This window comes from Nocardiopsis ansamitocini, from assembly GCF_030268225.1.
In the GTDB taxonomy this organism is placed as follows: domain Bacteria; phylum Actinomycetota; class Actinomycetes; order Streptosporangiales; family Streptosporangiaceae; genus Nocardiopsis_D; species Nocardiopsis_D ansamitocini.
In genome coordinates this window covers 19,535-32,807 of sequence record NZ_BSQG01000010.1, presented here as the reverse complement: position 1 = coordinate 32,807, position 13,273 = coordinate 19,535, and the positions used below count along the sequence as shown (strand labels likewise).

Here is a 13,273-nt window from a genome sequence, read left to right as displayed (position 1 = left end):
AGGGGCGAGGCGGGTGCGCACCGGTCCGGTGGACCGGTGCGCATTGTGGGTCACATGGCGGTGGGGACCAGGGCGAAGATCGCGATGCCGATGGCGTTGTTGACCGCGTGCACGACCACCCCGGGCCAGACCGATCCGCTGCGGCGGTAGAGCTCGGCGGTGATCAGCCCGACGATCAGGGCCGAGGGGAAGACGACGTTGACGCCGTGCATGAGCGCGAACACCACGGCACTGCCCACCACGCCGACCAGGGCGCCGTAGCGCAGCAGCACGGTGGTCACCACGCCGCGGAACAGGAACTCCTCGCCGATGGGCGTGATCACGGCCAGGGTCAGCATCATCAGCACCAGCGCCCCCGCGCCGGCACTTGCCCCGGCGACATAGCTGGCCTGGGTGTCGGTCTCCACGTCGAACAGCGCGGTGAACAGGGGCACGGTCACGATCTTGGCGATCAGCGCGAGGAACCCTCCGGCGACGCCCATCAGCAGCCAGCGCACGGTGGTGGGGCGTACGCCGAAGGCGCGCCAGGAGCGCACGCGCACCAGCGCGGCCACGGCGAAGGCGACCAGCCCGGCGCCGCCACTGAGCAGACCCGAGACGATGCCGGCGGTGGGCCCGCTCATACCCAGCTGGTTCAGCAGCGACGCCAGCGAGAACGTGACGAGCGCCATCACCACCAATCCCACGACGAGCTCGATCCATCCGGGGCGCGGCGCGTTCAGGGGCGTGCCCGGTTCGTCGCGGAGGGAGGAGTGTGAACGGTTCACCGGTCGGGGTCCTTTCCCAGGGCGGTTCTGCACGGCAGACCGTGGGCCGTTCGCCCCGGTGGGGAGAGCGGCCCGGCGATCGCAATGGATCACTTGTGCCCCCGAAACACCGCACTATTCAAGAAAGGCGGTCCCGACAGGAAGTCCAAGGGAGCCCAGGGGCCGGGCAGCGCCGGGACCACGTCTTGGCTGTTCGTCACCGAGCGGTCCGTGCACGAGCGCGTCGGCCGCCCTCCTCGCCGAGCCCGACCTGTCCTCGGCGGGAGCGCGCGGCCCTCACCTACCCGTGGGAGCGAGCGCGCCCCGCATCCGGGGGACGTTTTAGGGAGTAGAGGGCGCAAGGGGTGCCGCAGTGCCGGATGTCGTGACGGTACGTCATCCCCAGGCGGCGCATCACCGCCAGGGACGGGGCGTTGTCGTGTTCGGCGAACGCCACCACCTCGTCGGCCCCCAACTCGCCGAACGCGAAGTCCAGGCCCGCGCGGCCGATCTCGGTGGCGTAGCCGCGCCCGCGCAGACCGGGACGGACCTCCCAGCCGGCCTCCCAGCGGTCGATGTCCTCCACCTGCTGCAACGAGACGCCGCCGCGCCCGACCACCGCGCCGCTCGCGGCGTCGTAGGCCATCCACTGCTGGGCGCCGTGCAGAGCCCACCCCGCCGCGCAGCGCTGCGCCGAGCGGGTTGCGGCCTCCCGGTCCCACGCTTCGCCCGGGGAGGGAACGGCCTCCTCCCGGTGGAGTTCCAACAGGTCCTCGATGTGCTCGGGGCCTACCGGTTCCAACCGCAGGCGCGGGGTCGTGCGCACTCGCCGCCGCACAGCGAAGTCGTTCACCGGCCCAATCTATGCGGTGCGGGGCGCGACGGCCGGCGCGACGCGGTCAGCCCAGCAGTCGCGACACCAAAATCACGGCCCCCACCAGGAAGAACAGGCCGCCCACGGTGATGAGGAGCACCGCTCCGCCGATCTGGTTTTTCGCCTCGACGATCTCGGCCTGCCGGGGATCGGCCGGATCGTAGGCCACCGTCACCGGCTGCCCCTGCCGCAGCAGGGTGTGCGACACCGCGATCTTCTGCTGCACCCGGACCGGGTCGCCGTCGACCGTGCGGAACTCGAACACCGCGGCCCGGTTGCGGCGACGGTTGGTGGAGGAATAACCGACCTGGCCGACGATCGTGCCCCCGACCCGCACCCCCGTGGAGCGCAGCCGGGAGGTCCGCAGCAACTGGCGTACGCCGACTACGGCGGCCAGTCCGCCGATCCCGAGCATCATGATGATCGGCATGACACGTTCCATCTGCTCGCCGAGCATGGCGGCCTCCGTTGCTGGGGGACGGGTCCGACCACGCTAGCGTGCGGCTCCGCGCGGTGCCGTTTCCCCGGCGGTGGGCACGCGCACCACGGTTCTCTTACCCGGTTCTGACCCTGAGCGGCTACGCTGGCGCGCTGTCGCCCTCCCCACTCCTGTTGGAGGCAGTGTGCCTGGTCAGAGCGGTTCGACCGCGGCCGTCCTCATCGTCGAGGACGAACCCAACATCCTTGAGCTGCTCACCGCCTCCCTGGAGCTCAGCGGCTTCCACGCCCGCGGCGCGGGAACCGGGGCAAAGGCCCTGGAGGTGGCCGCCGAGTGGCGGCCCGACATCGTCGTCCTCGACGTCATGCTGCCCGACCTCGACGGCTTCGCGGTGGCGCAGCGGTTGCGCGCCGCCGCCCCGGACCTGCCGGTGCTCTTCCTGACGGCCCGCGACGGGGTGGCCGACCGGGTCGCGGGGCTGCGGGCCGGGGCCGACGACTACGTCACCAAGCCCTTCAGCCTGGAAGAGGTGGTCCTGCGCATCACCGCGATCCTGCGCCGCACACGCTCGGCGGCACCGGCCCCGGAATGCCTGCGCTACGCCGACCTCGAACTGGACGAGGGCCTGCGGGAGGTGCGTCGCGCGGGCCGGCCGGTGCGACTCTCGCCCACCGAGTTCAACCTGCTGCGCTACCTGCTGGTCAACGCCGAGAGCGTCGTCAGCAAATCCCAGATCATGGACCGGGTGTGGGGGCAGGACGCCGGTGACAGCCGCGTCGTGGAGTCCTACATCAGCTACCTGCGCCGCAAGATCGACACCGGGGCCGAACCGCTGATCCGCACCGTGTGGGGGATCGGCTACACCCTGCGCCGCTCCGCCACCCCCGCGGGCACCTGATGCGTCGTCCCCACGGCCTGCGCGGGCGCCTGGTGCTGGCCGTCCTGGCCCTGACCGCCGCCTGCCTGGTCGCGTTCAGCCTGGTCGGAGTGGTACTGCTGCAACGGTCGCTGCTCGACGACATCGACGGACGCCTCCGTGAACTCGCCAGGCCAGTGGCGATGGGGCCGCCCCCCGACACCCCCGAGCAGGTACCGGGACCGCGCGCGCCCACCGACTACCGCATCGTCGCCCTCGACGAGGCGGGGGACGTGCTCTGGAGTACGGGACAGGGCCAGGGCGACACCGGAGACCCCGACCTCGGCGGCGTCGACGGCGCCGACGTGGGAGGTGACCCTTTCACTCTGGACGACGTCGCCGGAGGCAGCGACTGGCGTGCCATCGCGATGCGCACCACCGATGGCGAAACGATCGTGGTGGCGCGCTCCCTCGCCTCGATCGACGACACCCTCACCCGGCTGCTGCTCATCGAGTGTGTGATGGGGGTGCTGCTGCTGGCCGCGCTGGGCGCGGGCGCGGTGGCGATCGTGCGGATCCAGCTGCGCCCCCTGGAACGCATCGAGCGCACCGCCGAGGCCATCGCCGCCGGGGCCCTGGACGAACGCATCACCGACCCCGACCCCCGAACCGAGACCGGGCGCCTGGCGGCCTCCATCAACACGATGCTGGCGGAGCTGGCGAGGGCGCTGGACGAGCGCTCCCGCTCCGAGGCGCGGATGCGGCGGTTCGTGGCCGACGCCTCCCATGAACTGCGTACCCCGCTCGCCTCCATCCGCGGGTTCGCGGAGTTGCACCGGCAGAGCCGCAGCGCGGGCGCGCCCCCCGACGGTGGAGGAGTGGACCGGTGGATGGAGCGCATCGAATCGGAGGCGTCGCGTATGGGGCGGCTCGTGGACGACCTGCTGTTCCTGGCCCGTTTCGACGAGGAACCCGACCTCCGGGCCGACGACGTGGAGCTGGCGGGGATCACCCGCGAGGCGGTCGCCGACGCGCGGGCCCGCGCGCCGCACACCGTCCTGGAGCTGGACGCGCCGTCTGCGATCCGGCTGGTGGGCGACGAGTTGCGACTGCGCCAGGTGCTGGTCAACCTGATCGGCAACAGCCTGGTCCACACCCCGCCGGGTACACCCGTGCGGGTGTCGGTGCGCCGCTCCGGCATCCGCGCCCCGGAGCCGGGCGCGGTGGTCTCGGGCCGACTGCCCGCGGGAACCCGGACCGTCGCGGTGCTCACCGTGCGCGACGAGGGCCCCGGTATCCCGGCCGGGGCGGCGGCGCACGCCTTCGACCGCTTCTACCGGGTGGACGCGGCGCGCTCGCGTGCCGCGGGCGGGGCCGGCCTGGGGTTGGCGATCTCCGCGGTGATCGTGACCGCTCACGAGGGCAGGGTGGAACTGGTCAGCCGGGAGGGGCGGGGAACGTCGGTGACGGTTCTGCTGCCCCTGGAGTGAACCGTCACCACGTACGGAAAGGAGCCCCCGCACGGCCCTCCTTCCTGGGGGCGCGCGGGGGCTCCGCGACCATGACGGTCCGGTCAGTTGACGTCGGCCGGGTCCACCTCCTCGGGCAGGGACGCCGCGCGGTCCTGGACGAGGGCGCGCAGCTCTGCGGCCTCCGTCGCGACCTGGTCGGGGTCGGTCGATGCCTCGGCGGCGGCCCGCTCCTGCTCCTCCAGCTTCTCCAACAGCACGCCGCCGGTGTAGAGCAGCTGGTAGAGGTCGCCGTACGCCTCGGCGTACCGAGCGGCGAACCCCTCGTCGGCCAGGAACCGCTCCTTCAACGCGTTGCCGCCCATCATTTCGCCCATCATGTCGCCCATGAGGTCCCCGGCGGGGCCCCGGCCGCCTTCCGGCGGGGTCATGCCCCCCGCTTCGTCGGGGCCGCCCGGCCCCAGGGCGCCTATCCCGGAGAAGGCCAGGTTGAGGTCCCACGAGACCACCGTGAAACGCCGGTCGTCCAGGTCGTACCACAGGTAGTAGTTGTTGCCCGGGCCGGATATGTCGTCGAAGTTGCCCATCAGCTCCTGCAACGCCAGGTAACGGGCCAGCGAGTCGGTGTCCACCCACGTGTCCAGCTCGGCGGCGAACTCCTCGTCGTCGGCCTCGGCCACGAACCGCAGCAGGTCGATCACCGGCTGGGTGTCCTGACTGCCCAACAGGTTGATCTGCTTGAACGCCTCCGTGTAGTCGGTGGGGTCCTCGCCCACATAGTCGAAACCGCCGGTACTGAGCGCCTTGTACAGCACGCCTTCGCCGTTGAGCCGGTCGGTGTACCCCTCGTCGGGGTGTTCGAGTACCAGCCGGGGCGTCGTCGCGCTTCCGTTGACGCTCACGGAGAAGTAGGCGTGGTCCTGTGCGGGTTCCCCGGCGGCCTCGATCGCCTCCAGCGCGACCGCCTCGTTGAGCGCTACCGCTCCCGACATGCTGGCCGGGCGGATCGCCAGTTCGCGGTGGCCCTGGTAGCGCACTCCCTCGACGAACTCGTCGAAGCGCACCAGCCACGGCAGTGTCTCGGGTTCCTCGACAGAGAGGGTGACCATGCCGCCACCCGGTCCGCCCGGACCGCCCGGACCGGGCGCGTCCCCGTCCGCGTCGCCCCGGGCGTCGGCGTCCTGCCCGGGAGGGGCTCCCGGGGGGCCGCCCTGGCCGGGTGCGAACCCGCCGGGCGGCCCCATCCCCTCCGGTAGTTCCATTCCTTCCGGTAGTTCCATTCCCTCCGGCAGTTCCATCCCTTCGGGCGGTCCGCCACCCATACCCAGGGAGGGGGTCCGCCCCTCGGAGTCGGTCAGGCCCTGGAGGGTGGAGTTGCCTTTGAGGCGGATGCCGACGTCGGTGATCAGCGTGCCGTCGATGGTGATGTCGGCCGGGATGTACTCCTTCTCGCCGTCGGAGTAGAACGTCGCGATCATCCGGTCGTAGTCGGCCTGGCTGAAGGTCAGCTCGATGGTGTGGGCGACCGAGTCGTCGAACACGTCCGAGGTGCCCTCGATGTCGTTGGTGACCACACTCGCGCTCTCGCGGGACTCGCCGGTGACGTAGGCGTGCACGCGCACCGTCCCGGCGAGGACCACCAGGGCCATCAGCCCGGCGGCCAGCACCGCGAGCAGCCGCCAGTGGTGGCGCACCCGCACGGGCAGGCGGCGCAGCAGCCGACGGTGCAGCGGAGTCGTTGGAGTGGGCCGTGGTGTCGTGGTGGCCACGGCGATCACATATCGGTCTGGTCGTAGCCGGTCAGGACGGTGGCACGCTGTCCCGCGGTGACCTCGTTGAGCGCGGTGACGAGGTCACCGGGGGCGACCCCCTGCTTCAACCGGGCCGTGTAACACAGTTCGGTGAGCGAACCGCCGCGGATGGACTCGGTGCTGATCAACTCGAACTCCTTGGTACGGGCGATCAGGACGTCCTGTACCGCCGCGGAGTGGTCCATGCCGTCCGCGGGCACCTGGACCTTCACCACCTGGCGCTGGACGTCGAGGTGGAACCAGTCGAAGCGGTGCATCAGCATGATCACACCCAGGATCATGGCGTCGGCGATCGCGGCCAGCAGGTAGAACCGGGTGCCGCACGCCATGCCGATTCCCATGACCAGGAAGATGAACCCGACATCGCGGGTCTCCTTGATCGCGTTGCGGAACCGCACCACCGACAAGGCGCCCACCAGCGCGAACGCGCGGGCGATGTTGGAGCCGACCACCAGCATGATCAACGCGATGATCATGCCCAGGATGATCAGGGTGTGCACGTAGCTCTGGCTGTAGGAGACGTTGCGGTGCGTGGCGCGGTAGACCCAGGCGACCGCCAGGCTTAGCACGAACGACAACGACAGCGCGAGGACGACGTCGGTGACGCTGAACGTCCCCGACAGGTCGGTGAGGGTGAAGTCGAGATTCATCGGTTCGCGCTTTCTGAGGAATGGGGAAGGAGGGGACGGGAATCCAGGACGGGATCCTCGGCGGGGACGTGGAACACCGAGCGCGGCGCCTGGCCGTGCGCCTCGATGGACTGGCAGTACTTGGACACGCGCTGGACCTGGAGGCCGTGGCGGGCGGTGAGATCGGTCAACCAGTAGGGGACCCGCTCGTTGGCCTTGACCTCCAGCACCGCTCGCGCGGGCGGGAGGATGAACCGGTTCTGCGTCTCGGCGCGCAGGTCGAAGTCGCGGTCGCGCCCGCGCACCCGGTGGTCCATGGTGACGCGCAGCCCCAGGTCCGACCCGGTACCGACGAACGCCTCGCGCTGGTAGCCGGTCATCGCCGTGGGACGCAGGTCCAGCCGCACGACCAGGTCGAGGATCTCCTGGACCAGGAACCGTTCGCCCGGCGCGTGCTCGACCTCTTCGCGCCGGTCGCACAGCGCCCGGGCCCGGTGGTAGGGCATCGCCACGCGCCGCTTCTGGGTCACCCGGTTGACGCGCTGCTTGATCTCGACGAACACGTCGGTGTCGTCGTCCACCCCGGAATGGTCGCCGTAGTGGCGGATACGCAGCTTGCGCCGGAACTTCAGGCCCTCGATCTTCTCCCAGTAGAAGCGCAGGTGCTGGGTGTCGTAGTAGAGGCTCCACACCCCGTAGGCGCCGTTCGCGCCGTGCCCGTCGGCGGACATACGGGCCGCCAGTTCCGCCCGCACCGCGGGCACGACGGCGGCGTCCACCAGGTACTTGATCTCATAGCGGTTGAAGGCGTGCAGCGGGCTGGGCGCGCGCAGTGAGTGGCCGCGCGCGTCGTCGGCGGCCCCGGTCGGGGCCGGGGCCACCGGGGGACCGTTGCCGGTGCGCGCCTGGCGCGCGCGCTCGCCGAACCGGATGAACATGGGTTTTCACGCTCCTCATCACCGTGCGTGGGCAGGATGAGGAAGAGGAAACCCCGACGATGTCGGAACTCCGTGCCAAAAGTGTGTGAACTTCCTGGGAACGGCGCGCCCGAGGGTTCAGCGGGTCAGGGCTGGAGCAGCACCTTCACCGCGCCGTCCCGCTTCTTCTGGAACATCGCGTAGGCGTCGGGTCCGTCCTCCAGCGGCAGCCGGTGGGTGGCGAAGGTCTCCACCCCCAGCGGGTCGTCGTCACCGAGCAGCGGCATGATGTCGCCGACCCAGCGCTTGACGTTGGCCTGCCCCATGCGCAGCTGGATCTGTTTGTCGAAGAGGGTGAGCATGGGCAGCGGGTCGGCCATCCCGCCGTAGACGCCCGACAGCGAGATCGTGCCGCCGCGGCGCACCAGGTCGATCGCCAGGTAGAGGGCGGAGAGACGGTCCACCCCCACGGTTCCCATCAGCTTGACCCCCACGCTCCTGGGAAGCGCGCCGGCCAGTTTGTGCGCCACCGAGCCCACGGGGGAGCCGTGGGCCTCCATTCCCACGGCGTCGATGACGGCGTCGGGGCCGCGGCCCCCGGTGTGCTCGCGGATGGTGTCCACCAGGTCGTCGTCGTTGACGTCGAACGCCTGCGCACCGAACACGCGGGCCCGGGCCAACCGCTCGGGGACCAGGTCGACGGCGAACACCTGCTCGGCGCCCAGGTGCCGGGCGATGCGGCACGCCATGTCCCCGATGGGGCCCAGGCCCAGTACCGCGACGCTTCCCCCTTGGGGGATCGACGCGTAGCGCACCGCCTGCCACGCGGTGGGCAGCACGTCGGAGAGGTAGACGAAGCGGTCGTCGGAAGGCCCGTCGGGCAGTTTGATGGGGTTGTAGTCGGCGTGGCGGACCCGCAGGTATTGGGCCTGGCCACCGGGCACCGCGCCGTAGAGACTGGTGTATCCGTACAGTTGCGCCCCCATTCCCTGGTCGCGGACCTGCGTGGTCTCGCACTGGGTCTGTAGGCCCTCGTGGCACATGAAGCAGTGCCCGCAGGCGATCTGGAAGGGGACGACCACCCGGTCGCCGGGGCTCAGGTTCGTCACGTCGGCCCCCACGGCCTCCACCACGCCCATGGGTTCGTGGCCGAGGATGTCGCCCGGGTTCATGAACGGTCCCATCACCTCGTAGAGGTGCAGGTCGGAACCGCAGATCCCGGAGGAGGTGACCCGGATGACCGCGTCGGTGGGGTCCTGGATGCCGGGGTCGGGGACGGTGTCCACCCGGACATCCCGTGGCCCGTGCCAGGTGAGCGCGCGCATAGTTCCTCTTCCGTCGATGCGTGTCGGACAGGGCGGTGTCGGACCGCCGTGTCCGTGGGTGCACGTGTACGGCTGTCCCGGTTCGGCCAGGGGAAACACGGCGGCCTCGGCCGGGCGGGTGCGGCGCGGGTTTGCGAGTGCCGCGAATTGGTAGCCGCCGCGTGTACCCCGCGACGCCCGGACCGAGGAGGGGCCCATGCCCGCCGAGCAGGAGATGCCCGAGACGCTGCGCCGCTCGCCCCGCAAGGCGCAGCGCACGTGGGCCAAGGCCCACGACTCCGCGGTAGGGACGTACGGGGAGGGCGAGCGCGCGCACCGCACCGCAATGGCCGCGCTCAAGCACACTTTCGAGAAGGTCGGCGACCGCTGGGAACCCAAGCGGGAGAAGGGGCCCTCCGACGCGCAGGCGGCCAACCCCGAGGCTGGAAGAGGCAGGGACCTGCCCACCGCGGAGGGCGTGGACGCGAACGCCGCCAAGGGCCACCTCTACGCCCGGGCCCGCCAACTCGGGGTCCGGGGGCGTTCCAAGATGACGAAGGCCCAGCTCGTCGAGGCACTGCGCGACGCCAACCGTGATCGGACCCGTCGGGCCCGGGCCTGAACCGGCCTCGGCACCGAGCCATCCGTGACGAAGGTCCCGCACGCCCGGCACGGGGGCGGCCAGAGCAGGGACGCCACACCCGATCGAGACGAGGACGGACGCCCATGACGCACCCCCAGACCCAGGAGATACCGGGGCTCGCTCCCGAGGAGCTGCGCCGGATCGACCTCTACTGGCGAGCCGCCAACTACCTCTCCGTCGGCCAGATCTACCTGATGGACAACCCGCTGCTGCGCGAACCGCTCTCGCCCGAGCACATCAAGCCGCGGCTGCTGGGCCACTGGGGCACCACTCCCGGCCTCAACTTCATCCACGCCCACCTCAACCACCAGATCCTGCGACGCGACATCGACGTGATGTGGGTGGTGGGGCCGGGGCACGGAGGTCCGGCTGCGGTGGCCACCGCATGGCTGGACGGCACCTACTCCGAGATCTATCCCGAGGTCGGCCGGGACGCCGAGGGGATGCGGCGGCTCTTTCGCCAGTTCTCCTTCCCCGGGGGAGTGCCCAGCCACGTCGCCCCGGAGGTCCCCGGTTCCATCCACGAGGGTGGCGAGCTCGGCTACGCGCTGTCCCACGCCCACGGTGCGGCCTTCGACAACCCCGGCCTGGTGGTGGCCGCCGTGGTCGGCGACGGCGAGGCCGAGAGCGGACCGCTGGCCGGGAGCTGGCAGGCCAACCGGTTCCTCGACCCGGCCCGCGACGGCGCGGTCCTGCCGATCCTGCACCTCAACGGCTACAAGATCGCCGCCCCCACCGTGCTCGCCCGCATCCCCGAAGCCGACCTGATCGCGCAGATGCGCGGCCACGGCTACGAACCGCACCTGGTCAGCGGCGACGATCCGGCCACCATGCACCACCGCATGGCCGCGGCGATGGACGCGGCCCTGGACCAGATCGAGGAGATCTGGATCGGTGCGGGCCGTGACGGCGAACGCCAGGACGTGCGCTGGCCGATGATCATCCTGCGCAGCCCCAAGGGCTGGACCGGTCCGAAGGAGGTCGACGGGCTGCCGGTCGAGGGCACGTGGCGTTCCCACCAGGTCCCCCTCGCCGGGACCCGCGACAACCCCGAGCACCGTGCCCAGCTCATCGAGTGGTTCAACCGCTACCGGCCCGAGGAACTGTTCGACGACAACGGGGCGCCCTTCGCCGAGATCACCGCGCTGAGCCCGGCGGGGGAGCGCCGCATCAGCGCCAACCCGCGGGCCAACGGCGGACTGCTGCTCAAGGACCTGCGCCTCCCCGACTTCCGCGACTACGCGGTCACGGTGACCGAACCCGGCACCGCGACGTCGGAGGCCACCAAGGTGCTCGGCGGCCTCCTGCGCGACATCGTGCGCGCCAACCCCGACACCTTCCGCATCATGGGCCCCGACGAGACCGCCTCCAACCGCCTCGGCGCGGTCTTCGAGGCCACCGACCGGGCCTGGAACACGGCCCGGCTGCCCACCGACGAGAACCTCGGCCCGCGCGGCCGGGTGATGGAGGTCCTCAGCGAGCACCTGTGCCAGGGGTGGCTGGAGGGTTACCTGCTCACCGGGCGCCACGGCCTGTTCAACTCCTACGAGGCGTTCATCCACATCGTGGACTCGATGCTCAACCAGCACGCCAAATGGCTCAAGGTCAGCCGCGACCTGCCGTGGCGGCGCCCGATCGCCTCGCTCAACTACCTGCTCAGCTCGCACGTGTGGCGCCAGGACCACAACGGGTTCAGCCACCAGGACCCCGGCTTCATCGACCACGTGATCAACAAGAAACCCGAGATCGTGCGGGTGTATCTCCCGCCGGACGCCAACACCCTGCTGTCCACCGCCGACCACTGCCTGCGCTCCCGCGACTACGTCAACGTGATGATCGCCGGCAAGCAGCCCAGCCTGGACTACCTGCCCATGGACGCGGCGATCGCCCACTGCACGCGCGGCGCCGGGATCTGGGAATGGGCCAGCAGCGACGCCGCCGACGAGCCGGACGTGGTCCTGGCCTGCGCCGGCGACGTGCCGACCCTGGAGGCACTGGCCGCCGCCGACCTGCTCCGCCGCAACCTTCCGCAGCTCAAGGTCCGCTTCGTCAACGTCGTGGACCTCATGCGGCTACAGACCGAGGGCGAGCACCCGCACGGCATGAGCGACGGCGAGTACGACGCGCTGTTCACCACCGACAAGCCGGTGATCTTCGCGTTCCACGGCTACCCGTGGCTCATCCACCGCCTCACCTACCGCCGTGCCGGCCACGCCAACCTGCACGTGCGCGGATACAAGGAGGAGGGCACCACGACCACGCCCTTCGACATGGTCATGCTCAACGACCTCGACCGCTTCCACCTGGTGATGGACGTCATCGATCGGGTCCCCGACCTGGGCGTGCGCGCCGCGCACCTGCGCCAGCGCATGGTCGACGAGCGGTTGCGCTGCCGCGCGTACACGCGGGAGCACGGCGAGGACGCCCCCGACATCCGGGACTGGCGTTGGGAGCACACGCCGTGACCCGGGTCCTGGTGGTCAACTGCGGGTCCAGCAGCGTCAAACTGCGGCTGCTGGACCACCACAACGAGGTGACCGACAGCCACGACCTCACCGGGGTGGAGGGCACGGTCTCGGCCGGTGCGATGGAGGAGGCCCTGCTGGGGTTCGGCGCCTTCGACGCGATCGGGCACCGCGTCGTGCACGGCGGCCCGGACTTCACCGGTCCGGCACTGGTCACCCCGGCCGTGCTGGAGCGGCTGCGCGCCCTCACCGACCTTGCCCCACTGCACCAGCCCAAGGCCCTGGCCGGGATCGACGCGCTCCAGCACTTGGCGCCGGGCACACCTCAGGCGGTCTGCTTCGACACCGCCTTCCACGCCGGACTCCCCGCAGCCGCGGCCACCTACGCCGTCCCCGCCCGTTGGCGCGAGCGGCTCGGGGTCCGCCGGTACGGCTTCCACGGCCTCTCCTACGCCTATGCCGCGCGCCGAGCCGCGGAACTGGCCGGCACCGACCCCGGCCGCCTCGTCATCGCCCACCTGGGGGCGGGCGCCTCCCTGGCCGCGGTACGCAACGGTCGAAGCGTCGACACCACCATGGGGTTCACCCCGCTGGAAGGGCTGGTCATGGCCACCCGGAGCGGCGACGTGGATCCGGGGTTGCTGGTGTGGCTGCTGCGACACGGCGGCCTGAACCAGGCGGAGTTGAACACGGGACTGGAACGCGAAGGAGGGCTGGTCGGGCTCACCGGCGACTCCGACATGCGTGCCGTCGCCGCGCGGGCCGACGCCGGCGACCGCGACGCGGTCCTGGGGGTGGAGGTGTACCTGCACCGGCTGCGCGCCAAGATCGCGGCGATGGCCGCCGCCCTGGGTGGCCTGGACACATTGGTGTTCACCGGGGGGATCGGCGAACACCAGCCCCGGGTACGCGCCGGAGCGCTCGACGGACTGGGCTTCCTGGGGGCGCGCCTGGACCGTACCGCCAACGATGCCGCAAGAGGCGACGCCGAGGTCACCGGATCGGGGTCGCGGGTCCGTGTCCTGGTCCTGACCGCCAGGGAGGAAGTCCAGGTCGCCGAGGAGACGCGCACGACGCTGCGGGCACGGTGAGTCGGGGTTCACCGAGTGGGGCGCGCTGC

Annotated in this window: 12 protein-coding genes; 5 read left to right on the top strand and 7 right to left on the bottom strand. The window is 71.0% G+C overall.

What is annotated here, in order from left to right:
• Positions 1–50 precede the first annotated feature (50 nt).
• From QSJ59_RS21010 to QSJ59_RS21000, 3 genes are all read right to left on the bottom strand, one after another.
• Positions 51–767 (bottom strand): CPBP family intramembrane glutamic endopeptidase, encoded by a 717-nt coding sequence (locus QSJ59_RS21010; RefSeq protein ID WP_285761451.1) that lies wholly within the window; start codon positions 765–767, stop codon positions 51–53.
• A 280-nt stretch (positions 768–1,047) separates the two neighbouring features.
• Positions 1,048–1,599 carry a GNAT family N-acetyltransferase gene (locus QSJ59_RS21005; RefSeq protein WP_285761450.1) on the bottom strand — a complete coding sequence of 184 codons (552 nt, stop codon included), beginning with the start codon at positions 1,597–1,599 and terminating at the stop codon, positions 1,048–1,050.
• A 46-nt stretch (positions 1,600–1,645) separates the two neighbouring features.
• Positions 1,646–2,077: a DUF3592 domain-containing protein gene (locus QSJ59_RS21000; RefSeq protein ID WP_285761449.1), complete on the bottom strand. Its 432-nt coding sequence runs from the start codon at positions 2,075–2,077 to the stop codon at positions 1,646–1,648.
• A 166-nt stretch (positions 2,078–2,243) separates the two neighbouring features.
• On the opposite strand from QSJ59_RS21000, the gene QSJ59_RS20995 reads away from it, so the two are divergent.
• Together QSJ59_RS20995 and QSJ59_RS20990 are read left to right on the top strand one after the other, a co-directional pair.
• A complete protein-coding gene (locus QSJ59_RS20995; RefSeq protein WP_285761448.1) occupies positions 2,244–2,957 on the top strand; it encodes a response regulator transcription factor in 714 nt (237 codons plus the stop codon).
• On the top strand, positions 2,957–4,405 hold the full coding sequence (locus tag QSJ59_RS20990) for a sensor histidine kinase (protein WP_285761447.1): 1,449 nt from the start codon (positions 2,957–2,959) through the stop codon (positions 4,403–4,405). Before QSJ59_RS20995 ends, QSJ59_RS20990 begins: the two co-directional genes overlap by 1 nt.
• Positions 4,406–4,488: 83 nt before the next feature.
• On the opposite strand, the gene QSJ59_RS20985 is transcribed toward QSJ59_RS20990, so the two are convergent.
• The 4 genes from QSJ59_RS20985 to QSJ59_RS20970 all read right to left on the bottom strand — a co-directional run bounded on the left by QSJ59_RS20985 (position 4,489) and on the right by QSJ59_RS20970 (position 9,066).
• Positions 4,489–6,153 (bottom strand): CotH kinase family protein, encoded by a 1,665-nt coding sequence (locus QSJ59_RS20985; protein WP_285761446.1) that lies wholly within the window; start codon positions 6,151–6,153, stop codon positions 4,489–4,491.
• A 5-nt stretch (positions 6,154–6,158) separates the two neighbouring features.
• Positions 6,159–6,845 carry a DUF4956 domain-containing protein gene (locus tag QSJ59_RS20980; RefSeq protein WP_285761445.1) on the bottom strand — a complete coding sequence of 229 codons (687 nt, stop codon included), beginning with the start codon at positions 6,843–6,845 and terminating at the stop codon, positions 6,159–6,161.
• The gene (locus QSJ59_RS20975; protein ID WP_285761444.1) at positions 6,842–7,762 is read right to left on the bottom strand and encodes a polyphosphate polymerase domain-containing protein; all 921 of its coding nucleotides are present in this window, start codon (positions 7,760–7,762) and stop codon (positions 6,842–6,844) included. The genes QSJ59_RS20980 and QSJ59_RS20975 overlap by 4 nt, the downstream gene beginning before the upstream one ends.
• 125 nt (positions 7,763–7,887) lie before the next feature.
• Positions 7,888–9,066, bottom strand: coding sequence for a zinc-dependent alcohol dehydrogenase (locus QSJ59_RS20970; RefSeq protein WP_285761443.1), 1,179 nt, complete (start codon positions 9,064–9,066; stop codon positions 7,888–7,890).
• A 196-nt stretch (positions 9,067–9,262) separates the two neighbouring features.
• Between QSJ59_RS20970 and QSJ59_RS20965 the strand changes: the two genes are divergently transcribed.
• The 3 genes from QSJ59_RS20965 to QSJ59_RS20955 all read left to right on the top strand — a co-directional run bounded on the left by QSJ59_RS20965 (position 9,263) and on the right by QSJ59_RS20955 (position 13,244).
• Positions 9,263–9,667: a ChaB family protein gene (locus QSJ59_RS20965; RefSeq protein ID WP_285761442.1), complete on the top strand. Its 405-nt coding sequence runs from the start codon at positions 9,263–9,265 to the stop codon at positions 9,665–9,667.
• Between the two features lie 104 nt (positions 9,668–9,771).
• Positions 9,772–12,153 (top strand): phosphoketolase family protein, encoded by a 2,382-nt coding sequence (locus QSJ59_RS20960; protein WP_285761441.1) that lies wholly within the window; start codon positions 9,772–9,774, stop codon positions 12,151–12,153.
• Positions 12,150–13,244, top strand: coding sequence for an acetate/propionate family kinase (locus tag QSJ59_RS20955; protein WP_285761440.1), 1,095 nt, complete (start codon positions 12,150–12,152; stop codon positions 13,242–13,244). Before QSJ59_RS20960 ends, QSJ59_RS20955 begins: the two co-directional genes overlap by 4 nt.
• Positions 13,245–13,273: the final 29 nt, after the last annotated feature.

Excerpts from the sequence above, each read along its gene's own strand:
- QSJ59_RS21000 (WP_285761449.1), bottom strand. The coding sequence starts at position 2,077 with ATGCTCGGCGAGCAGATGGAACGTGTCATGCCGATCATCATGATGCTC.
- QSJ59_RS20980 (WP_285761445.1), bottom strand. The coding sequence starts at position 6,845 with ATGAATCTCGACTTCACCCTCACCGACCTGTCGGGGACGTTCAGCGTC.
- QSJ59_RS20990 (WP_285761447.1), top strand. The coding sequence starts at position 2,957 with ATGCGTCGTCCCCACGGCCTGCGCGGGCGCCTGGTGCTGGCCGTCCTG.
- QSJ59_RS20965 (WP_285761442.1), top strand. The coding sequence starts at position 9,263 with ATGCCCGCCGAGCAGGAGATGCCCGAGACGCTGCGCCGCTCGCCCCGC.
- QSJ59_RS20960 (WP_285761441.1), top strand. The coding sequence starts at position 9,772 with ATGACGCACCCCCAGACCCAGGAGATACCGGGGCTCGCTCCCGAGGAG.
- QSJ59_RS20975 (WP_285761444.1), bottom strand. The coding sequence starts at position 7,762 with ATGTTCATCCGGTTCGGCGAGCGCGCGCGCCAGGCGCGCACCGGCAAC.
- QSJ59_RS20970 (WP_285761443.1), bottom strand. The coding sequence starts at position 9,066 with ATGCGCGCGCTCACCTGGCACGGGCCACGGGATGTCCGGGTGGACACC.